Origin of the sequence: Cellulomonas carbonis (assembly GCF_014636275.1) — a bacterium.
Lineage (GTDB): Bacteria > Actinomycetota > Actinomycetes > Actinomycetales > Cellulomonadaceae > Actinotalea > Actinotalea carbonis.
The window spans coordinates 335,016-359,838 of sequence record NZ_BMEB01000004.1 but is presented as its reverse complement, the minus strand read 5'-3'; the positions used below and the strand labels follow the sequence as shown (position 1 = coordinate 359,838).

General features: G+C 75.1%; 20 protein-coding genes and 1 tRNA gene. 6 read left to right on the top strand and 15 right to left on the bottom strand.

The window, feature by feature from the left end; all coding sequences use genetic code 11:
* Positions 1–93 precede the first annotated feature (93 nt).
* Both IEV86_RS13985 and IEV86_RS13980 read left to right on the top strand, forming a co-directional pair.
* Positions 94–882 (top strand): prolipoprotein diacylglyceryl transferase, encoded by a 789-nt coding sequence (locus IEV86_RS13985; RefSeq protein WP_052426156.1) that lies wholly within the window; start codon positions 94–96, stop codon positions 880–882.
* Positions 883–1,852: 970 nt separating this feature from the next.
* Positions 1,853–2,224: a phenylacetate--CoA ligase family protein gene (locus tag IEV86_RS13980; protein ID WP_152605628.1), complete on the top strand. Its 372-nt coding sequence runs from the start codon at positions 1,853–1,855 to the stop codon at positions 2,222–2,224.
* 207 nt (positions 2,225–2,431) lie between these two features.
* Here IEV86_RS13980 and IEV86_RS13975 read toward each other — a convergent pair whose 3' ends face one another.
* The 15 genes from IEV86_RS13975 to IEV86_RS13905 form a co-directional block, all read right to left on the bottom strand.
* A complete protein-coding gene (locus IEV86_RS13975) occupies positions 2,432–3,652 on the bottom strand; it encodes a site-specific integrase (protein ID WP_161784042.1) in 1,221 nt (406 codons plus the stop codon).
* A gap of 47 nt (positions 3,653–3,699) precedes the next feature.
* On the bottom strand, positions 3,700–3,918 hold the full coding sequence (locus tag IEV86_RS13970; RefSeq protein WP_229734648.1) for a helix-turn-helix transcriptional regulator: 219 nt from the start codon (positions 3,916–3,918) through the stop codon (positions 3,700–3,702).
* 173 nt (positions 3,919–4,091) lie between these two features.
* Positions 4,092–4,164 (bottom strand) — tRNA-Ala (locus tag IEV86_RS13965).
* 84 nt (positions 4,165–4,248) lie between these two features.
* Positions 4,249–5,649, bottom strand: coding sequence for an NAD(P)/FAD-dependent oxidoreductase (locus IEV86_RS13960; RefSeq protein ID WP_052426159.1), 1,401 nt, complete (start codon positions 5,647–5,649; stop codon positions 4,249–4,251).
* A gap of 128 nt (positions 5,650–5,777) precedes the next feature.
* Positions 5,778–6,476, bottom strand: coding sequence for a histidine phosphatase family protein (locus tag IEV86_RS13955; RefSeq protein WP_043605819.1), 699 nt, complete (start codon positions 6,474–6,476; stop codon positions 5,778–5,780).
* Positions 6,473–6,868, bottom strand: a complete 396-nt coding sequence (gene rsfS / locus IEV86_RS13950; RefSeq protein WP_043605822.1) for a ribosome silencing factor — start codon at positions 6,866–6,868, stop codon at positions 6,473–6,475. The genes IEV86_RS13955 and rsfS overlap by 4 nt, the downstream gene beginning before the upstream one ends.
* The gene (locus IEV86_RS13945) at positions 6,869–8,797 is read right to left on the bottom strand and encodes a hypothetical protein (RefSeq protein WP_188484714.1); all 1,929 of its coding nucleotides are present in this window, start codon (positions 8,795–8,797) and stop codon (positions 6,869–6,871) included.
* Positions 8,790–9,392, bottom strand: coding sequence for a nicotinate-nucleotide adenylyltransferase (nadD, locus tag IEV86_RS13940; protein WP_043609348.1), 603 nt, complete (start codon positions 9,390–9,392; stop codon positions 8,790–8,792). Before nadD ends, IEV86_RS13945 begins: the two co-directional genes overlap by 8 nt.
* Before the next feature lie 36 nt (positions 9,393–9,428).
* Positions 9,429–9,584, bottom strand: coding sequence for a hypothetical protein (locus tag IEV86_RS13935; RefSeq protein ID WP_188484713.1), 156 nt, complete (start codon positions 9,582–9,584; stop codon positions 9,429–9,431).
* Positions 9,585–9,722: 138 nt separating this feature from the next.
* Positions 9,723–11,069 carry a glutamate-5-semialdehyde dehydrogenase gene (locus IEV86_RS13930; protein ID WP_081978904.1) on the bottom strand — a complete coding sequence of 449 codons (1,347 nt, stop codon included), beginning with the start codon at positions 11,067–11,069 and terminating at the stop codon, positions 9,723–9,725.
* Between the two features lie 29 nt (positions 11,070–11,098).
* Positions 11,099–12,220 (bottom strand): glutamate 5-kinase, encoded by a 1,122-nt coding sequence (gene proB / locus IEV86_RS13925; RefSeq protein ID WP_152605763.1) that lies wholly within the window; start codon positions 12,218–12,220, stop codon positions 11,099–11,101.
* Complete coding sequence (obgE, locus tag IEV86_RS13920) at positions 12,220–13,743, bottom strand: GTPase ObgE (RefSeq protein ID WP_043609351.1); 1,524 nt, start codon at positions 13,741–13,743, stop codon at positions 12,220–12,222. The genes proB and obgE overlap by 1 nt, the downstream gene beginning before the upstream one ends.
* A gap of 167 nt (positions 13,744–13,910) precedes the next feature.
* Positions 13,911–14,168, bottom strand: coding sequence for a 50S ribosomal protein L27 (gene rpmA, locus IEV86_RS13915; RefSeq protein ID WP_043609353.1), 258 nt, complete (start codon positions 14,166–14,168; stop codon positions 13,911–13,913).
* Positions 14,169–14,232: 64 nt separating this feature from the next.
* Positions 14,233–14,541 carry a 50S ribosomal protein L21 gene (gene rplU / locus IEV86_RS13910; protein ID WP_188484726.1) on the bottom strand — a complete coding sequence of 103 codons (309 nt, stop codon included), beginning with the start codon at positions 14,539–14,541 and terminating at the stop codon, positions 14,233–14,235.
* 160 nt (positions 14,542–14,701) lie between these two features.
* Entirely contained in the window at positions 14,702–18,262 is a 3,561-nt protein-coding gene (locus IEV86_RS13905) for an Rne/Rng family ribonuclease (RefSeq protein ID WP_188484712.1), read from the bottom strand.
* Between the two features lie 446 nt (positions 18,263–18,708).
* On the opposite strand from IEV86_RS13905, the gene IEV86_RS13900 reads away from it, so the two are divergent.
* Genes IEV86_RS13900 through cydC form a run of 4 tightly spaced genes read left to right on the top strand, consistent with a single transcriptional unit; the run spans position 18,709 to position 24,820 of the window.
* On the top strand, positions 18,709–20,190 hold the full coding sequence (locus IEV86_RS13900) for a cytochrome ubiquinol oxidase subunit I (protein WP_043610012.1): 1,482 nt from the start codon (positions 18,709–18,711) through the stop codon (positions 20,188–20,190).
* Between the two features lie 12 nt (positions 20,191–20,202).
* Positions 20,203–21,222, top strand: a complete 1,020-nt coding sequence (gene cydB / locus IEV86_RS13895) for a cytochrome d ubiquinol oxidase subunit II (RefSeq protein WP_043610002.1) — start codon at positions 20,203–20,205, stop codon at positions 21,220–21,222.
* A complete protein-coding gene (gene cydD, locus IEV86_RS13890; RefSeq protein ID WP_043609999.1) occupies positions 21,219–22,898 on the top strand; it encodes a thiol reductant ABC exporter subunit CydD in 1,680 nt (559 codons plus the stop codon). Before cydB ends, cydD begins: the two co-directional genes overlap by 4 nt.
* Positions 22,895–24,820: a thiol reductant ABC exporter subunit CydC gene (cydC, locus tag IEV86_RS13885; protein WP_188484711.1), complete on the top strand. Its 1,926-nt coding sequence runs from the start codon at positions 22,895–22,897 to the stop codon at positions 24,818–24,820. The genes cydD and cydC overlap by 4 nt, the downstream gene beginning before the upstream one ends.
* Positions 24,821–24,823: the final 3 nt, after the last annotated feature.

Genomic DNA, 24,823 nt, shown 5'->3' with positions numbered 1-24,823 from the left:
ACGGTCTTCCTTGACCCCGAGCGGCAAGGCTGGCGGCGGTGCCCACTCCGGGCCCGGGCACTCCGTGCTCTTCAATCCGACGTCAGGTGAGCCATGCAGCCCGTCCTCTTCTCGGTCCTGGGGATCGACATCCAGACCTACGGGCTCAGCAAGGCCCTCGCTGCGTTGGTCGCAGCCTGGCTGCTCGGGCGGGCGTTCCGACGCCACGGGCTTGCCAGCGAGTCGGCGCACGCCCTCGTTTTTTGGGCGACAGTCTGGGGCTTCGCGGGGGCGAAGATCTACTACCTCCTCGAGCAGTTCCCCGCAGTGACGATGCACGATCTCGGCGGGATGGGGTTCACCTGGTTCGGCGGCTTGATCGGCGGCGTCGTCGCCGCACTAGTCATCATCCGCAGGCACGCACTCCCCGTCGGGCTGGTTGCAGGACTGGCGTCAGTGCCGCTCGCCGTCGCGTACGGCATCGGTCGGCTCGGCTGCCTGTTCTCCGGCGACGGCACGTACGGGCGGCCGACTTCGTTGCCCTGGGGAATGGCTTTCCCGAACGGAGTCGTCGCGACCGACGTGCCGGTGCACCCCACCCCGCTCTACGAGGCGATCGCCGCGGGGATGATCGCTGTCGTCCTGTGGCGGCTGGCACGCCGTCTCGGCCCGCCGGCCTTGTTCGGCACGTACCTCGTGCTGAGCGGGGTCGCCCGTTTCTTGGTCGAGCTGCTTCGGATCAACGAGCCCGTCGCGCTGGGCCTCACTCAGCCCCAGCTGTGGTCCCTGATCAGCGTCGTCATCGGGGTGTTCCTGGTGACGCGCACAGCAGGGCGCGAGGGTTCGCTGCCCGAACCCCGAAGCCGCACGACGACCGAGCGTGCCGCAGAACCGGCTCGCTGAGGGGCGAAGGAGCCCCGCCATGGACGTCGACCTGCTCGCACGGGTGCTTCGTCGGCGTCGCGTCCTCGCCCGGCACGACGCCTGGACCACGCCGCGACTCAGGGGTTACCAGGCGTGCGCCGTTGCCGGCCTCCGCGCCCACACGATGAAGCACTCAGCGCTCTACCGGGACCTGCACGCCGGTCTCGACGACGCTCCGCTCACCGGCCTGCCGCCGCTGACCAAGGGGGCGCTCGTCGCCCGGTACGACGACGCACTGACCACGGGTAGCCTCACGCTGGCGGACGTCGAGGCGCACTTTACGCACACTGCGCGAATCCGCTGGCGACCCGGGACGCCCGCTCGAGGGCCGCTGGTGGACCGCCGCAACCGCCGGAACCACCGGCCGACGGGCGGTCTTCGCGTGGGACCGCGCCGAGTGGGCCACGGTGCTGGCGTCGTACGCACGCGCCACGCACTGGGCGGGTGTGCAGGCAGGCCTGCTCCATCCACTCCGGACGGCAATCGTCAGCTCTGTGGTCCCGACGCACCAGAGTGCTGTGGTCGGCGCGTCGCTGCGATCGCGGACGGTCCGGTCGCTGCGACTCGATGCCTCCGCTCCGCTGGCAGACCAGCGCGCAGCCATCGAGGCGTTCGCCCCCCGGGTGCTGGTCGGGTACGCGTCGGCTCTGCGTCCGCTCGCCCGAGAGCAGCTCGCGGGGCGCCTGCGCATCTCCCCAGAGGCCGTGATGTGCGCCTCCGAGGTCCTTGCCGCGGCCGCAGCCCGCGACATGACTGACGCCTGGGATCGCGCCGAACGACGTGTACGCAGCCACGGAGACTGCAGGGATCGCGTCACCGTGCCGCCTCGGGCGCAAGCACCTGTATGAGGACCTCGTGGTCGTCGAGCCGGTCGACGACGAGTACCGTCCGGTCGAGCCGGGGACGGTAGGCGCCCGCCTGCTGGGTCACGGTGCTCTTCTCCAGGACTGTGCCGCTGATCCGCTACGAGATCTCCGACCGCGTGCGGCTGTCACGGGACGGCTGCGCGTGCGGGCTTGCCGTTCCGGGTGCTCGAGGGCATCGAGGCCGCGAGGAGGATGTGCTCGACCTCCCCGGACCGACGGGTCGCGTGATCGTGCACCCCAACGTCGTGCATGCCGCGTTGGACGGCGTCCGCCTGGCAGTCGTCGATGACCACGACGCGATCGACCTGCTCCTGGTGCCGGCGAGCTCCCCGCTCGACCTCGACGGAGCACGACGCGCACTTGAGGTCGCGCTCACGAGGTCGGGCGCGCGAGTCCCCGTCACCGCACGGATCGTCGACGAATCCCGCGTACACCCCTGGGCAAGAGGCCGCTGATCCTGCATGCGCGGCGGCGGTCGTGAATGGTTCGCGCTGCTCGGCCCGCCCCGCTCGACCTGCACGGGCGCTCACCGACGGACCTCCCCGGGCACCACTCCGGTCCCGGACACCGAAGTGACCCTGTGCGCGCGCGAAGCGCGCCGTCCATCGGTGCGCGTCAACAGGGCCTCGCCAATCGGCTGGTCTCCGCAGCACACGCCTCGTCTACGGTTCGGCTGCCTGCTCCGCGTCGACACGTGCGAGCAGGTCTTCCTCCTGGGCGCTCGCGGGTGCGATGAGCAGTCGGGGGTCTGGGTCGATGGGCCGCAGCGTGAGCTCCAGCGCCCGCGCCGGTCCGGTGTCGACCGTCTCGTCGACCGCGACGTAGTGCCCCTCGGTGACGGCGGTGCTCGTGTGCCCGAGGAAGGCCGCCGCCGCATCAAGGCCTACGCCCCGGGCGATGACGGTCGCGCCGGTGCGCCGGTACCACCGCGGGGTGATGCCCAGACCGTCCAGCCCAGCGTCGACCACGAAGTCCCGAAACGTGCGGCGCAGGTTGTGCAGCGCGATGACACCGCCGTGGCGGTTGTGGAAGATCGTCGTCTCCCGCTCGTCTGGGCCCATTCGGGCCATGCGCCGCCGCAAGACCTCGGCGGCGAACTCGGGCACGGCCAGGCGACGGTTCGACGCGTGGGTCTTGGGATGATCCTGGCGGTAGTCGGCCGTCCCGGCGCGGCGCACGACGGTCCCTCGGACGTGGATGACCATGCCGCTGGGGGTCTCGGCGACGTCGCACGGGCGCAGCGCGAGTGCCTCGCCCGGGCGCAGCGAGGTCCCGAGCAGCACCTCGCAGATGTCCCGGACCTTCCCGTCCGGTTGTGGCCCCTTGATACCCGGTCCGGTGCGCCATTCCGCGGCGGCCGCCCGCAACGCATGGACCTGCTCAAGGGTCAGCGCGTGCACCTGGTGCTTGGGGCGGGCCAGGGGTGAGGTGCCCTCGACCGGGTTGCGCCCGATCCCGTCGTGCCGCAGCGCGAAACCGAACATCTGGTTCAGCAGGGTGCGCAGGTGCTTGGCGCGAGAGTACGAGATGGCGGCCTGCTGCTTGAGGAACCACTCCACGCGCCCGGTGGTGATCTCCCCCAGGGTGTAGGCCTCGAACGCCGGGCGCACGTGCAGGCGCAGGTCGTCACGGTAGTTGGCCTTGGTGCCCTCGGAGATGTCCCGCAGCGCCAGGTCCGCCAGCCACAGCTCGCACAGCTCACCGAATCCGCTGCCGGCATCGAGGACTCCCCCGCTGCCGTATCCGGGCCGCTGCCGCAGGCGTTCCTTCAATCGGGCCTGAGCCGCCCGCGGGCTGGACCCCACGGCGGTCACCTTGCGCAGACGCCCGTCCAGGTCCCGGTACCGGGCCAGGGCGCGGTAGCTCCCGCCGAGGTCGGTCACGGCGATCTCGCCGAAGGTGCCGATCGCGGTGCGGGGGCGCCCGCGGGTCACGTGCCCGCGCGCCGGCGGTGGCGGACGCCGTCGGCGGCCTCCAGACCGGCGATCCACGCCTCGACCTCCGCAGGGCGGAAGCGCAGCTGGCGCCCGACCCGGAAGCCGCGGGGGCCGCGGCCCTTGGAGCGCAGGTCGTACAGCGCCTGCGGGGTGACCGACAGGTGCGCGGCGAGCTCGGCCAGGGTCATCGTCGTCGACGTGGTCGACGTCACATCGGTATCCATGCCAGCAGGTGGGGCGTTCGCGGCCCAACCTCGACGAGGCGACCCGAGGTGAAGGCCCGCGGCGTCGATGCGCGGGCGAAAAGTGTCCATTAAATGTCCAGAGGCCACGTCCGGCTCCTGTTCTCAGGATCCCGACGTGGCCTCTGACCAGCGAAGACGGGTGGAGCTGAGGGGACTCGAACCCCTGACCCCCTGCATGCCATGCAGGTGCGCTACCAGCTGCGCCACAGCCCCGCTGCCCCGGAGGGCACGCTGCACTCTACTGTCCGACCCCGGGCCAAGGCCAATCCGTGAGCGGCGTCCCCGATGTGGGGGTCGTCACGAGTCGAAACCGGCCCCCACCGCGTCGAGCAGGCGTAGCCACGCGTTGCGGCGGCCGCCGTCACGGTCGGCGCGCGCGATCGACCACCGGGTCAGACCGATCGCCGGCGTCGCGAGCGGCTCCGGCGGGAACGGCACGGGCAGGGAGCGGACCATGCGCAGCGCGGTCCTCTCCGTCTCCTCCCCCGCGAGCAGGTCCAGCACGACGTCGGCCGCGAACCGGGTCGACGCGACCCCCAGCCCCGTGAACCCCGCGGCGTACCCCACGCGGCCTGCGTGCGCCGTGCCGAAGAACGGCATGAAGCGCGAGCACGTGTCGATCAGCCCGCCCCAGCGGTGCGTGAACGCGACGTCCTCGAGCTGGGGGAAGGTCATGCGGAAGTGCTCGGCGAGCCGCTCGTAGGTCGCGTCGTTGTGCTCGTGCTCCGGGCGGATCCGGCCGCCGGGGTAGTACAGCGCGTCGTACCCGCCCCACAGCACGCGGTCGTCGTCGGTGAGGCGTGCGTAGTGGAACTGGTTGCCCGCGTCGGCGAGCCCCTCGCGCCCCGCCCACCCGATCGCGCGGCGCTCGGCCGGCGTCAGGGGCCGGGTCATGAGCGCGTGGTCGTGGACCGGCACCACGAACGCGCGCACGCGTCGCAGCAGGGGCGGGAAGGCGTTGGTCGCGAGCGCCGCGTGCCGGGCCCGCACGTCGCCGCCGTCGGTGCGGACCACGACGCCCGTGCCGTCGTGCCGCACCTCGCGGGCGGGCGTCCGTTCGACGATCCGCACGCCCCGGTCGAGGCACGCCCGGCGCAGGCCCCACGCGAGCCGCGTGGGGTGGACCAGCGCGGTGTCGGGCGACCACAGGCCCGCGAGCGCCATCGGCGTCTCGACCCGCGCCCGGACCTGCGCGCCGTCCAGGAGCACGTCACGGGCGGTCGCGGCGGCGGCGAGCTCGCCGACCTGGTGCGGCTCGGTGGCGACCGTGAGCTCGCCCGTCCGCTCGAAGCCCGCGTCGATCCCGTAGCGCGCGAGCGTGTCCTCGATGGCGTCGAGGTTCTCCCGGCCGAGCCGGTGCAGGAGGTCCATCTCCTCGGCGAAGCGCGACCGCCCGTTGGCCTCGCCGTGCGTGAGCGACGCCGAGCAGAAGCCCCCGTTGCGTCCGCTCGCGGCCCAGGCGACCCGTCGACCCTCGACCACGAGGACGTCCCGGCCGGGCTCGCGCTCCGTCGCCCGCAGCGCCGTCCACAGCCCGAGGTAGCCGCCTCCGACGACGACGAGGTCGGCCGTGGTGGGTCCGTCCAGGCGCGGGCACGGCTCGGGACGCGCGGCGTCGTCCCACCAGAACGGGCGGGGCGCCGAGCCAGCGAGTGCGCGGCGGGCCCATGCGGAGGGCACCGCGTCCACGTAGCGCATGGCCGACCTTCTCACGCACGCGGTCCCCGCCGGAACGGTTCGGGCACCCGTCGGTCGCGCCGTCCGCACGGCCTCGACGTCGGTGACGTCGGTGACGCTGACGGACGCCGGCCGCCCGCCGGGTGGTGTCAGGTGCGCAGGGCGTCCGCCGTGCTGCTCGGCACGCTCTCCGTCGGCCGCCCCGCGTCCCAGTCCTCCACGAGCACCGAGGGCCCGCGGTTGTGCGACTCGACGGCCCACCGCGGGCGCCCCTGCCCTGCCGACCGGCGCAGCACGGACCAGTGCGCGTTGTGCAGCCCGAAGAGGCCGCGCCACGTCGCGGGGTCCAGGCCGAGGAGCGTCACGAGACCGAGGGTGATCGCCGCGCCGTGCGAGACGACGACGAGCGTCCCGCCGGTCGGGGTGCGACCGGCGTGCTCCTCGATCGCGAGCGCCATGCGCTCGGCGACGGCCTCGCGCGACTCCGCACCCGCGCGGTGCGGGTCCTGACCGCCGCGCCACGCGCGGTACTGGTCCGGCCAGCGCTCGGCGATCTCGTCCGCGGTCAGGCCCTCCCACTCGCCGAAGGACCGCTCGCGCAGACGCGCGTCGCGCACGACGTCGAGGCCCGCCAGGTCCGCGAGCGCCTGCGCGGTGTCGGCCGCGCGCCCGAGGTCGGACGACACGATGAGGTCGGGCACGTGCCGCTCGGCGAGCGCCTGCGCCGCCCGGGTGACCTGCCACCGCCCGACGTCGTCGAGGGCGATATCGGTGCCGCCCTGGAGGCGGTGCGCGGCGTTCCACTCCGTTCGGCCGTGGCGCCACAGGACGACGGTCGCCGCGGTCACTCCTGCGTCTCCGCCTGCCCGTCGCCGCCCCGTGCGTCCTCGGGCAGCTCGATGACGGGGCAGTCGGCCCAGAGCCGCTCGAGCGCGTAGTACGTGCGGTCGTCGGCGTGCTGGACGTGCACGACGACGTCGCCGTAGTCGAGCAGCGCCCAGCGGGCCTCGCGGACGCCCTCGCGGCGGACGGCCTTGACCCCGCGCTCGTGCAGCGCCTCCTCGACCGCGTCGACGATCGCGCCGACCTGTCGCTCGTTGGTGCCCGACGCGATGAGGAAGACGTCCGTCAGGACGAGCCGCTCGCTGACGTCGAGCGCGATGATCTCCTGCGCCTTGCGGTCCGACGCGGCACGGGCGGCGACGTGCGCCAGGTCGAGGGCTCGTTCGGTGGCGGGCACCTAGTCTCCTTGGTCGGTCGTGCGGTCGTCGGTGGCGGTGTCGTCGGCGACGGCGTGCACCGAGCCCGCGACCCCGGGAGCCGCGGACGGGTCCCCACCCTGCACCATGACCATGTAGATGAGCATCCCCAGGACGAAGCCGACGACGACGAGCACGCCCATCTGCACCCAGGAGTAGGTCCCGCCCTCGAGCTCGTCGTCGCGCTCGACGTCGTCCTCGTGCGCGGGGTCCTGCGCGGGGAGGTCCGCCCCCGCGGGTGTCGACGCGGGACGCGATCCTCCCTGCGCCGTCGGGAGGACGGCGGTCCGGTCGTCGTCCCGGCCGTCCGCCGGGCCGACGGGGCGGGAGGGAGCGGCCGGGCGCGGCGCGTCCCCGGACCGCGCTGCCGGCGACCCGGACGGTCCGAAGGGCCGCGGCGGTTCGGTCGGTGCGAACGGGCTCGCGAACGACGGCGTGAAGGGGCCGGCGGCGGCGTGGCCGGAACCTGCAGCAGCGGCCCCTCGGGCCGCCTGGGCGCCCGCCGGACCGGTGGGCGCCGCCGACGCCGCCGACGCCGCGGACGGCGACCGGGTCGCCTGCCGCGCTGCCGCCTGCCGTGCGGCCGTCTGCGTGGCCGGTGCACCCGCAGGACGCGTCGGCCCCGGTCCGCCAGGCCGAGCGGTCGGCGCGGCCGGTGCGCTCGCCGCGGCCGAGGCCGCTGCCGGTGACGCACCCGCTCCTGCGGCGTCCGGGGCTGAGGCCCTCGCTGCCGGGGCGCCGGGCACGGCTCCACCGGACGCACGCGTCGGCGCGTCAGCCGGTGCTGCAGGTCCCGACGGGAGGCTGCGAACGGGCCCGGACGGCGTGACGACCGCGAACGGCTTGCCGACGGGCGGCGCGGCACCCGGGCGGTCGGGCACCCAGTACCGGACACCGTCGGGAGCCGTCCCGACGCGCACGGGCGCTTCGGGCGCATCGCCCCGAGCGGCCGGACGGTCGACGGCGGCGTCCGCCGGCCGGTCCTGCGCGGTGGGGGCCTGCGTCGTGGGGTCCTGGGGCGCGGGCTGCACGTCCGCTCGTGGACCGGACGCCTGAGGGGCCGGACGAGGACCGGGTACGGAGCCCTGCTCCGGTCGAGCCGCGGCCTCCTGCGCCGGGGCGCTCCGCGCGGCGGCACCGTCGTGCGACCGGTCGGCGCGCGGCGCCTCACCGCCCGCGGTCGTCCGGGGCGCGTCGGGTCGCGGCGTCGGGCGGACGAGCCGGCGCTCCTGCGCGGCGGCGCGCCGCTCGCGCTCCTGGGCCACCCGCTGCGCCTGCGCACGGTGGGCGCGCTCGACCGAGCGGCGTGCGGCCTCCTCGCGCTCCGCCTGGGCGCGCGCGGCCTGGGCCTGAGCGGACGTGCGCGGGTCGCGCGACGGCTGCGGGCCGGCCGGGGCGGCGCCGGCCCGCTCGACGGCCGTGAGCTCGCCGTCGGCGGTGACCCGGCGGATCCCGGCCGTCGTCGCGGGCGGCTGGACGCTCGGCGCCGGGCGCTCGTCGGCGTCGGGCGCGGTCCCGCGCTCGGATGCCCTGAGCGCGCGCCGCGAGACGACGGGCTGCGGCGCGGCGTCACGCTCGCGGCGTGCGGCGGGCTCGGTCGGCACGGGGCGCTCGCGCTGCGAACCAGGTGCCACGTCGGACGGGGCAGGCTCACGGCTGCGCAGCTCACGACGCGACCTCGGCCGCGTGGTCGCGGCCGGGTGCGGCGGGGCGGCCTGAGGTGTCCCCGCCCGGTGCGTCGGAGCCTGGGGCGACGCTGTCGCCGCGGGCTCGGCCGCACCTCGGGCGTCGCCGGCAGAGCCGTCCGCGGGCGGGACGGGTGCGGACGCAGACGCCTCGGCGAGCGCGCGCAGCCGCTCGGCCTCGCGGCGCCGCCTGCGCTCGCCCCACTCCGTCGACTGCTCAGACATCCTGACCTCGGTAGAGCCCGTGCTTCGCGATGTACTGGACGACCCCGTCGGGCACGAGGTACCAGACGGGTTCCCCGGCCTGCGCGCGCCTGCGGCAGTCGGTCGAGGAGATCGCCAGCGCGGGGATCTCGAGGATGCTCACCGACCCCTCGGGTATCCCCTCGACGGACAGCGTGTGCCCCGGCCGCGTCACGCCGACGAAGTGGGCCATGTCCCACAGCAGGTCGGCGTCCTTCCAGGTGAGCAGCTGCGCCAGCGCGTCGGCCCCGGTGATGAAGAACAGGTCGGCCTCGGGCCGCGCCGCGCGCAGGTCCCGCAGGGTGTCGACCGTGTACGTGAGCCCGGGCCGGTCGATGTCGACGCGGCTCACGGTGAAACGCGGGTTCGACGCCGTGGCGATGACCGTCATGAGGTACCGGTGCTCGGCCGGCGTCACCTCCGGGTGCTGCTTGAGGGAGGGACGCCCTGTGGGCACGAACACGACCTCGTCGAGCCCGAAGGTCGCGGCAGCCTCGCTCGCGGCCACGAGGTGGCCGTGGTGGACGGGGTCGAACGTCCCGCCCATCACCCCCAGGCGGGGCCGGTCCTCAGCCATGCCGTCGTGTGCCTCCGGGCCTCGTCGGACGGCGGGTCAGTGACGCGTGCCCACGCTGCGGAACGCGTACGTGACGGCCAGCAGCATCAGCAGTGCGCCGAACGCACCGATGCCCACGACCTCCGGCGGGACCGGAAGGTGGTTGGCGGCCTCCGCGGTCTCCTCCGCGAGCAGCTGGGCGGCAGCGAGCACCTGGTCCTCCTGGATGTGTCGTCCTGGGTCATGTCTCGTGGGCGCGCCGAGCACGCCAGTTGTCCAGTGTCGCATGCCCTCGCTGGACGCGACGGCACGCGCGCTGGACCGTGCGGGTGACGCGGCGCACGGCGCCGGTCAGGTCCGGACCTGACCCTCGCCGTGGACGACCCACTTGGTCGTCGTGAGCTCGGCCAGGCCCATCGGCCCACGGGCGTGCGTCTTCTGCGTCGAGATGCCGATCTCCGCGCCGAGGCCGAGCTGGCCGCCGTCGGTGAAGCGGGTCGACGCGTTGACCATGACCGCGGCCGAGTCGACCCGCGCCACGAACTCCTCGGACGCGGCGAGCGAACGGGTCACGATCGCCTCGGTGTGCCCCGACGACCACCGACGGATGTGCTCGAGCGCGGCGTCCAGGTCGGGCACGACGCGGACGGCGAGGTCGAGCGAGAGGTACTCGGTCGCCCAGTCCTCGTCCGTCGCTGCGACGACCGGTACGCCGTCCGGCGCGAGGCGCGTCGTCGCGCCGTCGCCGTGCACCGTGACCCCCGCCTCGTGCAGCGCGGCGAGCACCACGGGCAGCACTGTGGGCGCCGCGGCCTCGTGCACGAGGAGCGTCTCGGCGGCGTTGCACACGCCGACCCGGTGCGTCTTGGAGTTGAGGACGATCGCGACGGCGGTCTCGACGTCGGCGTCGGCGTCGACGTAGACGTGGCAGTTGCCGGTCCCCGTCTCGACCACGGGCACCGTGGCCTCCTGCACCACGGTGCGGATGAGGTCCGCGCCGCCGCGCGGCACGAGGAGGTCGACCAGGCCGCGGGCGTGCATGAGCGCGACGGCGCCGGCGCGACCGTGCCCGTCGATCGACTGGACGGCGTCGGCCGGCAGACCCACCGACTCCAGGGCCTCACCCAGGATGCGCACGATGACGTCGTTCGAGCCCGACGCGGCGGAACCGCCCCGGAGCACCGCCGCGTTGCCGCTCTTCAGCGCGAGGCCGGCGGCGTCCACCGTGACGTTGGGTCGCGCCTCGTAGATCATGCCCACGACGCCGAGCGGCACACGCAGCTGACGCAGCCGCAGGCCGTTCGGGAGCGTCGACCCGCGCACGACCTCACCGACCGGGTCCGGCAGCGCGGCCAGCTCCCGCAGCGCGTCGGCGATCGCCACGATGCGCTCCGGCGTGAGCGTGAGGCGGTCGAGCAGTCCCGGCGAGATCCCGGCCGCGCGGCCGCGCTCGAGGTCGACGGCGTTCGCCGCGACGACCTCCTGCGTCCCGGCGACGAGGAAGTCCGCCATCGCGTGCAGCGCGGCGTCCTTCGTCGCGCGCGTCGCGGTCGCGAGCGAGCGTGCGGCGACCTGCGCCCGGCGCGCGACGTCGAGGACGGCGTCGCGCACGTCGTCGGGCACCGCGGTCGCGCGCGGCCCGGCCGGCGCGTCGGTCCCGGTCTGCTGCTCGTGCTGGGGCGCGGCCGTCGTGGTCATGGCGGCAGGATAGGCGCCGCCGCCGGGCGTCAGCGAGGAGCGTTCACGAGCACGAGGTCGTCGCGGTGGACGACCTCGCGGTCGTACCCGACACCCCGCTCGGCCAGCAGCTCGCGCGTCGAGCGCCCCAGCAGCCCGGGCAGCTCGTCCGACCCGTAGGCGACCAGGCCCCGTCCGACGACGTCGCCGGCTGCCGACGCGAGCTCGACCGGATCTCCCGCCTCGAACGAGCCGTGCACCTCGGTCACGCCCGCGGGGAGCAGCGACGTGCGTCGCACGACGACGGCCTGCACGGCGCCGTCGTCGAGCACGAGCCGCCCGCGCGTGCGTGCCGCGTGCGCGAGCCACAGCATGCGGGTCGGGACGCGTCGTCCCGTCGCCGAGAACCACGTCCCGACCGGCGCACCGGCGAGGGCCGCCTCCGCCTGGGCCGCCGACGTCAGCACGACCGGCACGCCCGACCCGGTCGCGATCGCGACGGACGCGAGCTTCGTGACCATGCCCCCGGTGCCGACCGCGCTCCCGCGCCCCGTGACGACGACGCCCTCGAGGTCGCCCGGACCGTGCACCTCGTCGATCCGACGTGCACCGCGCGACGGCGGGCCGTCGTAGAGCGCGTCGACGTCCGTGAGCAGCACCATGGCGTCGGCGCGCACGAGGTGCGACACGAGGGCCGCGAGTCGGTCGTTGTCCCCGAACCGGATCTCCTCGGTCGCGACGGTGTCGTTCTCGTTCACCACCGGGACGACCCCGAGGCCCAGGAGCCGGTCGAGGGCGCGCTGCGCGTTGCGGTAGTGGCCGCGTCGGATCGTGTCCTCGGCCGTGAGGAGCACCTGACCGACCCTGAGCCCGTGCGTCGCGAACGCCTCCGTGTAGCGGGCCACGAGCAGGCCCTGACCCACCGAGGCGGCCGCCTGGGCGGTCGCGAGGTCGCGCGGGCGCGACGTCAGGCCGAGCGGGGCGAGGCCCGCGGCGATCGCGCCCGACGTCACGAGGACGACCTCGGTGCCCGCGGCGCGCCGCGCGGCGAGGACATCGACGAGCGCGCGCAGCGCCGCCACGTCCAGGCGGCCGTCGCCGCCGGTCAGCGACGACGAGCCGATCTTGACGACGACGCGCCGCGCGTCGGGCAGCGCCGACCGCTCCCGGATCACTCGGTGCCCTCCGGGTCGGTCCAGTGGCCGGCCTCGCGCTCCGTCCACAGCTCGGCACGCGCGTCGGCCTTGGCGTCCATGCGCTCCTTGTACTCCTGACGCTTCTCGGCACGCGTGGGGCGTGCGCGCTCCTCGAGGCGCAGGTCGGTCCCGCGGGGTCCGCCCAGCAGCTCCGAGCCGGTCAGGAGCGTCGGCTCCCAGTCGAAGACGACCGCGTCGTCGCCGTCGCCGATGACGACCTCCGCGCCGGGCGTCGCGCCGACAGCGAAGAGCTTCTCCTCGACCCCGAGGCGCGCGAGCCGGTCGGCGAGGTAGCCGACGGCCTCGTCGTTGGAGAACTGGGTCTGGCGGACCCACCGCTCGGGCTTGCTCCCGCGCACCTGGAACCAGACACGCCCCTGGTCGTCGTGCCGCGTCACGGTGAAGCCGGCCTCGTCGACGGCCCGCGGCCGCAGGACCGTCCGGGTCGGCGCCGCCGCGGGCGCCGCGGCGCGTGCCGCGTCGACGATGCGCGCGAGCGCGAACGTCAGGGGGCGCAGGCCCTCGTGGCTCGCCGCGGAGATCTCGTGCACCTCGAGGCCGCGCGCCTCGAGCTCGGGACGGACGAGGTCCGCCAGCTCGCGCGCCTCGGGCACGTCGACCTTGTTGAGCACGACGAGCCGCGGCCGCTCCGACAGCGGGACCGCGCCGCCGCTGATCTCGAGGTCCCCCTCGTAGGCGGCCAGCTCGGCCTCGATCACGTCGAGGTCGGAGATCGGGTCCCGGCCCGGCTCGAGCGTCGCGCAGTCGAGCACGTGCACGAGGACGGCGCACCGCTCGACGTGCCGCAGGAACTCGAGTCCCAGACCCCTGCCCTGGCTCGCGCCCGGGATCAGGCCGGGCACGTCGGCCACGGTGAAGCGGGACGAGCCCGCCTGGACGACGCCGAGGTTGGGCACGAGCGTCGTGAACGGGTAGTCCGCGATCTTGGGCCGTGCGGCGGAGATCGCCGCGACGAGGCTGCTCTTGCCCGCGCTCGGGTAGCCCACCAGGGCGACGTCGGCGATCGTCTTGAGCTCGAGGACGACGTCGCGACCCTCGCCGGGCTCGCCGAGCAGCGCGAACCCGGGAGCCTTGCGGCGGGGCGACGCGAGCGCCGCGTTGCCCAGTCCCCCGCGGCCGCCCTCGGCGACGACGAAGCGCGTGCCCTCCCCCACGAGGTCGGCGAGCACCTCGCCGTGGGGGGTCTTGACGACCGTGCCGTCGGGTACGCGAAGGACGAGGTCCTCGCCCGCGCCGCCCTGACGGTCGTCGCCCATCCCCTGCGTGCCCGACGGCGCGTGGCGGTGCGGCGAGTGGTGGAACTCGAGCAGCGTCGTGACCTGCGGGTCGACGACGAGGACGACGTCCCCGCCGTCGCCTCCGTTGCCGCCGTCGGGCCCGGCGAGCGGCTTGAACTTCTCGCGGCGGATCGACGCGCAGCCGTGACCGCCGTCACCGCCCGACACGTGCAGGACGACGCGGTCGACGAACGTGGCCACGGCTCCTCCTTCTCGGGGGTCTGTCCGGGGGTGCCGGACGGGTCGGACAGGGTGCGGACAGGCGTGCGTCGCTGGTCGGGGGTCAGCCTGACCCGGGGCGTGTGAGGCGCGAGTGGGACGACGAAGGGGCGCACCGAACGGTGCGCCCCTTCGTCACGAACGTCCGATCAGGCCTCGGCGGCCACGATGTCGACGACCTTGCGGCCGCGGCGGACACCGAACTGGACAGCGCCGGCGGTGAGCGCGAAGAGGGTGTCGTCGCCGCCCCGGCCGACGTTGTTGCCGGGGTGGAAGTGCGTGCCACGCTGGCGGACGATGATCTCGCCGGCGTTGACGGCCTGACCGCCGAAGCGCTTCACGCCGAGGCGCTGCGCGTTCGAGTCGCGGCCGTTCCGCGAGGAGCTGGCGCCCTTCTTGTGTGCCATGACTGACCTGCTTTCGTACGGAGGAGACGGGAGGCCGTGGCCCGGTGGTCACCGGGCCGTCGGCTCACTTGATGCCGGTGACCTTGAGGCGGGTCAGCTTCTGCCGGTGGCCCTGGCGCTTGCGGTAACCCGTCTTGTTCTTGTACTTGAGGATGTCGATCTTCGGGCCCTTCTCGTCCCGGACGATCTCGGCGGTCACCTGGACCGCGGCGAGCGCCGCGGCGTCCGAGGTGACCTTGTCCCCGTCCACGAGCAGGAGCGCGGGGAGCTGGACGGTCGAGCCGGCGTCACCGGACAGCCGGTCGACGACGACGACGTCGCCCACCGACACCTTCTCCTGGCGGCCACCGGCCTTGACGATCGCGTACACCACGTTGCTGCTCATCTCTCTCGTACGGCTCTCGCGTCTGCGACGTGCCCTGCGCGCGGGGCGTCGGACCCCACCTCGTCGAGGCTCGGCATCCGGGACACGTGGAAGCGGTGCGCACACAGGCGCACCGACGTTCCAGGGTACGGAAGCCTCACCCTCCTGGTCAAATGGCGGTCTCGGTCTGCTCGGCCTGCTCGGTCGGCTCGGTGCTCTCCACCGGTCCGACCTGCTCGGCCTGCTCCGTGGCGCCGCCGTCGGACGCGGGGGCGTCCTCGACCGGACCGCCCGGCGCGGGCGCCTCGACGGCCGCGATGCTGCCCACGGCGTCGCGCAGCTCGGCCGCGGCCGGGTCGACGACGTCTGCCGGGTCACCGTGGTCGGCGGCGTGGTCCGCGCCCTGCTCCTCGGCGTGGTCGGCGACCGCCTTCTCGGCGACGGCCCGCGCGAGGGCCTCGAGCTCGGGCGACGAGGCGTCCGCGCCGTCCGACCCGCGGGCGGACTCGTGCTCCGGCTCGTGACCGACGGGCCCGTGGTCGTGCTCCCCGGCGTGGTCGTGGGCGTGCGCCGCCGCGGCCGCGATCGTCGCGAGCGTGGCCTTGACGGCCTCGCGCGCCTCGGGCAGGACGGGCACGGCGACCGGGGCCGCCGCGGGGGCCGTCGCGGGGGCCTTCTTGCGCCGCGACCGCTTCGACTCACCCGCGGGCTGCTGCTGCTCGGACGAGCCGCCCTCGGACCCGCCGTTCGAGCGCTCGACCGGGTCGGTGTGCACCACGAACCCGCGGCCGTTGCAGTGGTCGCACGTCTCGCTGAACGCCTCGACGAGGCCCTGGCCGACGCGCTTGCGCGTCATCTGCACGAGCCCGAGCGACGTGACCTCGGCCACCTGGTGCTTGGTCCGGTCGCGGCCGAGGCACTCGACCAGGCGCCGCAGGACGAGGTCGCGGTTGGACTCGAGCACCATGTCGATGAAGTCGATGACGATGATGCCGCCGATGTCACGCAGCCGGAGCTGGCGGACGATCTCCTCGGCGGCCTCGAGGTTGTTGCGGGTGACCGTCTCCTCGAGGGTCCCGCCCGCGCCGGTGAACTTGCCCGTGTTGACGTCGATGACGGTCATCGCCTCGGTGCGGTCGATCACGAGCGACCCGCCCGAGGGCAGCCACACCTTGCGGTCCATGCCCTTGGCGAGCTGCTCGTCGACGCGGTGCTCCGCGAAGACGTCGCCCGTCCCGGTGTACCTCGACACCCGGTCCGCGAGGTCCGGGGCCATGGACGTCACGTAGTCGTCGATCATCCGGTGCACGTCGTCCCCCTGGACGACCAGCGAGCGGAAGTCGTCGTTGAAGATGTCGCGCACGACGCGGATCGCCATGTCGGGCTCGCCCTGGAGCAGCGCGGGTGCCGACGCGGTGCGCGACCTCTTCTCGATCGCGGCCCACTGCTCCTGCAGGCGCTGGACGTCGCGACGCAGCTCCTCGTCCGACGCACCCTCGGCGGCGGTCCGGACGATCACGCCCGCGTCGTCGGGCACGATCTCCTTGAGCAGCTTCTTCAGGCGCGCGCGCTCGGTGTCCGGCAGCTTGCGCGAGATGCCCGTCATGCCGCCGCCGGGGACGTAGACGAGGTAGCGGCCGGCGAGCGTGATCTGCGAGGTCAGGCGGGCGCCCTTGTGCCCGATCGGGTCCTTGGTGACCTGGACCAGGACCGAGTCGCCCGACCTGAGCGCCTGCTCGATCCGGCGCGGCTGGCCCTCCAGGCCCGCCGCGTCCCAGTTCACCTCACCGGCGTAGAGCACGGCGTTGCGCCCCTTGCCCAGGTCGACGAACGCCGCCTCCATGCTCGGCAGGACGTTCTGGACCCGGCCGAGGTAGACGTTGCCGACCATCGTCGACGAGCTGCCGCCGCTGCCGGTGCGCGAGACGAAGTGCTCGACGAGCACGCCGTCCTCGAGCACGGCGATCTGGACGCGACCGTTGCTCTCGCGGACGACCATGGCGCGGTCGACCGCCTCGCGACGTGCCAGGAACTCGGCCTCGGTGATGACCGTCCGCCGCCTGCCCGCGTCGCGGCCCTCGCGCCGACGCTGACGCTTCGCCTCGAGCCGCGTCGAGCCCTTGAGCGCGGTGACCTCGTCCGACGCCGTGCGGGAGCGCGCGCGGCGCGGCTCCGCCTCGGGCTCGACGTCGCCACCCCGGCCGCTGCGGCGACGACGACGCCGACGACGGCTCGAGCCACCCTCGTCCGTGTCGTCGCCCGCGACCGCGTCCGCCTCGGCGTCGGCGTCCTCCGCGGGCTCGTCCTGGGCGGAGGGCGCCTCTGACGCCTCGTCGTCGGTGGCGTCGGCCCGGCTGCGACGGCCGCGACCCCCACGACGACGACGACGCCGGCGGCCCGCCTCAGCGGACTCGTCCTCGTCACGCTCCGAGCCCTCCTCGGACGGCTCGGCACCCTCGGTGTCCTCGGTGTCCTCGGTGCCCTCGGTGTCCCCGGCGTCCTCGGCCTCGAGGTCGACGGGCACGACGGCGTCCTCGGCGAGCACCGACGTGTCGTCGGCGACGGTGGCGGGCGCCTCGTCCTCGGGCGCAGGGGCGCCGGGCTCGCCCGACGCCCCGTCCGCAGCGACCGGCGGACCGGCAGGGGCCTGCGCGCGACGCCGCCGCGAGCGGCCCGCGGGGTCGGGCGCCTGGAACAGCAGAGCGGTCGCCGCGAGCCGGGGTGCGGGGCCGCCGGTCGTCGTGACCGGACGCGGCTGCCCCAGCTCGGCGAGGACGTCCAGCACGGGCGCGTCCGCCGCCTGCTCGTCGCCGGCCGGCGGGGTCGACGGCGTGGACGAGGCCTCGTCCTGCACCGTCGTCGAGGTCGCCGCCGCGCGGCCGCCGCGGCGGCCACGGGCCGAGCCCCGGCCCGTCGTGGGCGTGCCACCCGCCGCAGCGGTCTCGTCGGTCGGCGCGGCGACGGGGCCGGCCGTGCTCGCGTCGACAGGGGCGTCGGCCGGGCCGGTCCCCTGGTCCTCCTGGGCGGCCGGCGCGTCCTGGACGGCCTGCTTGCGCGTCGTCTTCCGCGGCGCGCGGCGCCGCTTGGGCGCGGCCTCGGCGTCGTCGGCGGTGCGGTCCGGCGCGTCGGCGGCGGGCTCGTCGGTCGACCGGGGAGCCGACTCGGCCGACGCCTCGGCACCGGTCCCGTCGCCGGTCCCGTCGCCCGGCTCGGGCGATGCCGCGTCAGCCGGGCGGCTCGTCGCGCGCCGCGAACGACGTGCGGGCCTGCGCGGTGCGGTCTCCGTCGCCTCGGGGGCGACCGGAGCGCCCTCGCCCGACCCTGCACCTGCGGTACCCGTGCCGGAACGCGGGTCGGCGGTCGTGGTGGAGCCCGCGGACTGCGCGGAGCCGGTGTCGCCGCTGGGCGCCGTCACAGGTGCGGACGCGCGTCGGCTGCGCGAGCGGCGGGGCGCGGCGCCCGTCGACCCCGTCCCGGCCGACGTGCCGGGAGCCTCGGCGTCGGCCGTCGCCGCTCCGCGAGGCGCCTCCGCGAGGGGGTCCGCCGCCTTCCCGGCCGAGGCGCGGGCCGGCGCGGACGCCGACGTGTCGGCCGCGGCCGGGCTCGTGACGGCGCTCGTCGCGCGTCGGCTGCGGCGGGGGCGGCCGGGGGCGGTCGTCGGCTCGGCGCCCGCTCCCCCGTCCGGCGTCGTCGCGCTGCTGCTGCTGCTGGGGGTGTTCTCGTCTGCCACGGGATGTGCTCCTGGCCCGGGGGCTGTCCACACTCGCCGGCCCTCGGGCGGTTCGGTCGTCGTCGTGCGCTGCGCGCCGCGACGGAAGTCTGTGGTCGGCCCGGACGGATGGGCGGGAGCGCCTGCCTGCCTTGTCGACGGCGGCGCCCGGTGGTCGCGGACCACGTCCGGGGTCGTCTGCACGGGGGACGGTGTGGCGACCCTCGTGGCGGCGTCAGTATCGCACAGCGGCCCCTCGACGCCCTGTCGTGCCCACGAGCGACACGCCGTCGAAGTGACGCCGTGTCACCTCGAAGGACTTTCGTCCCATGTCCAGCGGGCACGCGCTTCCTAGCGTCGGGAGCGGTGCGGGACGTCCCGCGCCACGCGGCCCCACGGGACCGGCCCCGACGCAGCGGCCGCCGACGGCCGCAGCTGGAGCCCCAGGCACGTCGGAGGAGACCCCGGTGGACGCGCTCGACCTCGCACGGTGGCAGTTCGGCATCACCACCGTCTACCACTTCATCTTCGTGCCGCTCACGATCGGGCTGGCGCCGCTCGTGGCGATCATGCAGACCGCGTGGCACCGCACGGGCGACGAGCGCTGGCTCCGCCTGACGAAGTTCTTCGGCAAGCTCATGCTGATCAACTTCGCGATCGGCGTCGCGACGGGCATCGTCCAGGAGTTCCAGTTCGGGATGAGCTGGAGCGAGTACTCGCGCTTCGTCGGCGACGTCTTCGGTGCCCCGCTCGCGATGGAGGCGCTCGCCGCGTTCTTCGTCGAGTCGACGTTCCTCGGCCTGTGGATCTTCGGCTGGGACAAGCTCCCCAAGCGCGTCCACCTCGCGACCATCTGGGCCGTCGCGATCGCGACCAACCTCTCCGCGTACTTCATCCTCGCCGCGAACTCGTGGATGCAGCACCCCGTGGGCGCCGTCCTCAACGAGGAGACCGGTCGCGCCGAGATGGTCGACATCGGCGCCGTCCTGTCGAACGTCACGCTGCTCGCGGCGTTCCCGCACACCATCACCGCCGCGTTCCTCACCGCGGGCACCTTCGTCGCCGGCATCGGCGCGTGGTGGATGGTCCGCTCGGTCCGCCGGGGCGACACCGCGACCGCCCGCGTCTACCGCTCCGCGGTCGTCCTCGGCACCGTGACGATGCTCGTCTCCGGCGTCGGCGTCGCGCTCTCGGGCGACTGGCAGGCGAAGCTCATGTTCGACCAGCAGCCCATGAAGATGGCCTCGGCCGAGGCGCTGTGCGAGGGCGAGAACGGCGCCTCGTTCTCCCTGCTGACGATCGGTGACCTGTCGAACTCGTGCGAGGGCGTGACCCACGTCCTGACCATCCCGGGCGTCACGTCGTACCTCGCGTCGGGCGACTTCGACTCGTACCTGCCCGGCGTCGACGAGCTCCAGGAGCGGTCGGAGGCCCTGTACGGCGAGGGCGTCGACTACCGCCCGAACCTCGCCGTCACCTACTGGAGCTTCCGGCTCATGATCGGGTTCGGCGTCGGCAGCGCCGCCCTCGCCGCCGCGGTCCTCCTGCTCCTGCGTCGCCGCGACGTCGTCGGGCACACCTGGTTCGGCCGGCTGGGCCTGGTCGCGCTGCCCACGCCGTTCCTGGCCTCCGCGTTCGGCTGGATCTTCACGGAGATGGGTCGCCAGCCGTGGGTCGTCGTGCCCAACCCGAACCCGAGCGGCGTCGACGGCGTGTGGATGCTCACGGCGCGGGGCGTCTCCAGCGCCGTCCCCGCCGGGATGATCCTCGCGTCGCTCGTCGGGTTCACGCTGCTGTACGGCGTCCTGGCCGTCGTCTGGTACCGCCTGATGCACCGGTACGCCGTCCAGGGCGTCGCGGAGTCCGAGAAGGACCCCAGCCCCGACGCCCGGCGCGGCGACGGCTCCGCCGACGACGACGTCGACCGCCCCCTGTCCTTCGCGTACTGAGGAGCGACGACCATGGACCTCTCGACCCTGTGGTTCGGACTGATCGCCGTCCTGTGGACGGGCTACCTCGTCCTCGAGGGCTTCGACTTCGGCGTCGGCATGCTGCTGCCCGTGCTCGGCCGCAAGGACCGCGAGCGCCGCCTGATGATCAACACGATCGGCCCCGTGTGGGACGGCAACGAGGTGTGGCTGCTCACCGCCGGCGGTGCGACGTTCGCCGCGTTCCCCGAGTGGTACGCGACGCTCTTCTCGGGCTTCTACCTCCCGCTGTTCCTCATCCTGCTCGCGCTCATCGTGCGGGTCGTCGCGTTCGAGTGGCGCGGGAAGATCGACGACCCGGCGTGGCGCGCGTGGGCCGACCGGGCGCTCGTCGTCGGCTCGTGGGTCCCAGCCGTGCTGTGGGGCGTCGCGTTCGCCAACATCGTGCGCGGCGTCGAGCTCGACGCCGACCACCAGTACGTGGGTGGCTTCTTCGCCCTCCTCAACCCGTTCGCGCTGCTGGGCGGCGCGACGACGGCGCTGCTCTTCCTCACGCACGGCGCGGTGTTCCTCGCGCTCAAGACCGACGGCGAGATGCGTCGCCGGGCGGGCGCGCTCGCCGCGCGCCTCGCCGTGGTGACGCTCGTGGTGGCCGGGGCGTTCGCCGTCTGGGCCCAGGTCGCGTACTCGGTGCCGTGGACGTGGGCGGCGACCGCGGTGGCGGCCGGAGGGCTCGGCTGGCTGGTCGTCGCGACCCGGTCGCGGCGCGAGGGCCAGGCGTTCGTGGCGTCCGCGGGCACGATCGTCGCGGCCGTCGTGCTCATCTTCGGCTCGCTGTACCCCGACGTCATGCCCGCGGTCGACCCCGCCAACTCGCTCACCGTCGACAACGCGTCCTCGACCGACTACACGCTGACGATCATGACCTGGGTCGCCGTCGTCCTCACGCCCGTCGTCCTGCTCTACCAGGGCTGGACGTACTGGGTCTTCCGCAAGCGCCTCACGGTCGAGCACATCCCCGACCACACCGGGCTGACGTTCGAGCGGGTGTGAAGCCGCTCGACCCCCGCCTGCTGCGCCGGGCACGCCACGCACGCCGGTACGTCCTGCTGACGGCCGGGCTCGGTGCGGTCACGGCCGCGCTCGTCGTCGTGCAGGCACTGCTCCTCGCCCACGCCCTCGCACCGCTCGTGACGCGCGAGGCGGACGTGGCCGACGTCGTGCCCGCCGTCGCGGGGCTCACCGCGGTCGTCGTCGCGCGCACGCTCGTCGTGGCGCTCCAGGAACGGTGGGCGCACCGGGCCGCGACGCGGGCCGTCGCCGAGCTGCGCGAGCAGGTCGTGCGGCACGGCGTCGCGCTCGTGGCGAGCCGGCAGGACGCCGACGGCACCGGTGCGGCGGTGACGCTGGCGACGCGCGGGCTCGAGGCGCTCGAGCCGTACTTCGTCCGCTACCTCCCCCAGCTGCTGCTCGCCGCGACCGTCACGCCCGCGGCGCTCGCCGTGGTGCTCGGGCTCGACTGGGTCGCCGCCGTGACGATCGCCGTGACGCTGCCGCTCGTGCCGCTGTTCATGTGGCTCGTCGGCGTGATGACGCAGGGCCACGCCGAACGGCGCCTGGCGGCCATGACGCGCCTCGGTCACCAGGTGCTCGACCTGCTCGCGGGCCTGCCCACGCTGCGCGCGCTCGGCCGCGAGCGCGGTCCGGCCGACCGTGTGCGGGCCCTCGGCGACGCCCACCGTCGCGCGACCATGGGCACGCTGCGGGTCGCGTTCCTGTCCGGCATGGTCCTCGAGCTGCTCACGACGCTGTCCGTCGCGCTGGTCGCGGTGGGCGTCGGCTTCCGCCTGGTGTACGGGCAGCTCGACCTCACGACCGCGCTCGCGGTGCTCGTGCTGGCGCCCGAGGTGTACCTCCCGCTGCGCCAGGTCGGGGCGCACTTCCACGCCTCGACGGACGGGGTCGCGGCCGCCACGTCGGCGTTCGAGCTGCTCGAGCGCCCGCTCCCCCGGCGCGGCACCGCCGCCGCCCCGGACCTGCGCCGGGCGGTGGTCCGGTTCGAGCGCGTCGGGGTGGCCGCGCCCGGGCGGGCGACGACCGCGCCGCACGACCTCGACCTCGTCGTGGTCCCCGGCGAGGTGCTCGCGCTCGCGGGACCGAACGGTGCCGGGAAGTCGACGGCGGTCGCGGTGCTGCTCGGGCTCGTGCCGCCCACGGCGGGTCGGGTCCTCGTCGAGGACGACGGCCGGTCCGTCCCCCTCGAGGACCTCGAACCCGCCACGTGGTGGCGCCAGGTCGCCTGGACGCCGCAGCGTCCCGTCCTCGAGCCGGGGACCCTGCGCGACGCCGTGGGTGCCGCCGTGAGCCCCGAGCGCCTCGAGGCCGCCGCACGGCTCACGGGTCTCGACGCCGTGGTCGCGGCCGCGCCGGGCGGCTGGTCGACCCGGGTCGGCCAGGGCGGTGCGGGCCTCAGCCTGGGCCAGCGCCAACGCGTCGCGCTCACGCGGGCGCTCGTGGGCGACCAGCCGCTCGTGGTCCTCGACGAGCCGACCGCGCACCTGGACGCCGTGAGCGAGGAGACGGTCCTGGACGCCGTCGCCCGGCTCCGGTCCGAGGGCAGGACGGTCGTGCTCGTCGCGCACCGTCCCGCGCTGCTCGCCGCAGCCGACCGCGTCGTCCACGTCCACGCGCGCGTCGAACCGCCGCTGGGCGTCGGTGGTGCGGCATGACCCCGGCGCGTCGCGCAGTGCCGGCCGGTGCGCCCGCCGCGTCCGAGCGGACGGGTCGTGCGGCGCGCCTTCGACGCGACCCGCTCGTGCGCGCCGTGCGCCTGCTCCAGGTGCGGCCCGGACGCGTGGCCGCGGCCCTCCTCGCCGGCGCGGGCAGCCTCGGCTCGGCGGTGGCCCTCGCGGCGGTCTCGGCGTGGCTCATCGCGCGCGCGTCGCAGATGCCGCCCGTCATGCACCTGACCGTCGCGGCGGTCGCCGTCCGCATGTTCGGCGTCTCCCGCGGGCTGCTGCGCTACGTCGAGCGCCTCGTCTCGCACGACGTCGCGCTGCGCGGCATGGCGACGCTGCGCACGACGCTCTACCGCCGGCTGTCCGAGGGCGACGGCGCGGCGCTGGTCCAGGTCCGCCGTGGGGACCTCCTCGCCCGCGTCGGCGCCGACGTCGACGCGATCGGTGACGTCGTCGTGCGGGGTCTGCTGCCCGCCGGTGTCGCGGTCGCGGTCGGCGCGGGCAGCGTGGCCCTCCTCGCGGCGTTCCTGCCCGCGGCCGGCGCCGCGCTCGCCGCAAGCCTCGTCGTCGCGGGCCTGGTCGCTCCGTGGCTGGCGGCGCGCGGTGCACGGCGCGCCGAGGAGAGGTCCGCCGCGTCGCGCGCCGAGGTCGCAGCGACGGCCGCGACGCTGCTCGACGGGGCCGCCGTCCTGACGGTCGCCGGGCGCGTCGACGAGCTCGTCGACCGCCTCCGCGACTCCGACGCGCGGACCGCGCACGCCGCCGACGACGGTGCACGACCGGCGTCGGTCGCGGCCGCGCTGCAGCCCGCGGCCACCGGGCTCGCGGTGCTCGCGGCGCTCGTGCTGGGCGCGCAGGCGACGGCAGCCGGGACGCTCGCCCCGGTCGAGCTCGCCGTCGTCGTGCTCACCCCGCTCGCGGCGTTCGAGGCCGTGGCCCTGCTGCCTGCCGCCGCGCTCCAGGTGCTGCGGTCCCGCGCCGCGGCCGAGCGCGTCATGGCGCTGCTCGACCCGGCGACGGCGGTCGACGGCGGCGTGCCACCGGGTCCCGCGGTCCGCGGCGCCGGACCGGACGCCCACGGGCCCGTGCCGGAGCGGCGGTCGGTCGCGGGGTCGGCAGGCGGCTCACCGAGCGCCCCCGGGCGGGACCGGTCGGTCGCCGACGCACGCCGGGCCCCGCAGCTCGTCGCGCGCGGCGCCGACGTCGGCTGGCCTTCGGGGCCCACGCTCGTCGGCGGCCTGGACCTCGAGGTCGTCCCCGGCCGTAGCGTCGCCGTCGTCGGGCCGAGCGGTCTCGGCAAGACGACCCTGCTGCTGACCCTCGCGGGTCTCCTGCGCCCGCACGCGGGCCGCGTGACGCTCGACGGCGTGGACGTCGCGGACCTCGGGCGCGCGGAGGCGGCCCGGTCCGTCGTCGTCGTCCCCGAGGACGCCCACGTGTTCGACACGACCGTGCTCGAGAACCTGCGGGTCGCCCGCGGGGACGTCACCGCCGCCGAGGCGACGTCGACGCTCGCGGCGGTCGGTCTCGGTGCCTGGCTCGACGCGCTCCCCGACGGCCTCGCGACCGTCCTGGGCGCGGACGCGACCCGCGTGTCGGGCGGCGAGCGCCGCCGCCTCCTGCTCGCGCGCGCCCTGGTCTCGCGTGCACCGCTGCTGCTGCTCGACGAGCCCACCGAGCACGTCGACGCCGGTGGGGACGACCTCATGACCGCTCTGCTGGACGGCTCGCTCGCCCCGGGCCGCGGCGTCCTCGTCGTCACGCACCGCACGGGCGGGCTGGACGCGGCCGACGAGGTGATCGCGCTCGCGCGGACCGGTAGCGTCAGCCGCGCACGTCCCCGCCAACGGGCCGGGACCGCACGGGACCGCGATACGGCGCAGGCCGCACGACCGGCGGGTCCGACCGCCTGACCT

Excerpts from the sequence above, each read along its gene's own strand:
- IEV86_RS13985 (WP_052426156.1), top strand. The coding sequence starts at position 94 with ATGCAGCCCGTCCTCTTCTCGGTCCTGGGGATCGACATCCAGACCTAC.
- IEV86_RS13960 (WP_052426159.1), bottom strand. The coding sequence starts at position 5,649 with ATGCGCTACGTGGACGCGGTGCCCTCCGCATGGGCCCGCCGCGCACTC.
- IEV86_RS13945 (WP_188484714.1), bottom strand. The coding sequence starts at position 8,797 with ATGTCTGAGCAGTCGACGGAGTGGGGCGAGCGCAGGCGGCGCCGCGAG.
- nadD (WP_043609348.1), bottom strand. The coding sequence starts at position 9,392 with ATGGCTGAGGACCGGCCCCGCCTGGGGGTGATGGGCGGGACGTTCGAC.
- IEV86_RS13930 (WP_081978904.1), bottom strand. The coding sequence starts at position 11,069 with ATGACCACGACGGCCGCGCCCCAGCACGAGCAGCAGACCGGGACCGAC.
- rpmA (WP_043609353.1), bottom strand. The coding sequence starts at position 14,168 with ATGGCACACAAGAAGGGCGCCAGCTCCTCGCGGAACGGCCGCGACTCG.
- cydB (WP_043610002.1), top strand. The coding sequence starts at position 20,203 with ATGGACCTCTCGACCCTGTGGTTCGGACTGATCGCCGTCCTGTGGACG.
- cydC (WP_188484711.1), top strand. The coding sequence starts at position 22,895 with ATGACCCCGGCGCGTCGCGCAGTGCCGGCCGGTGCGCCCGCCGCGTCC.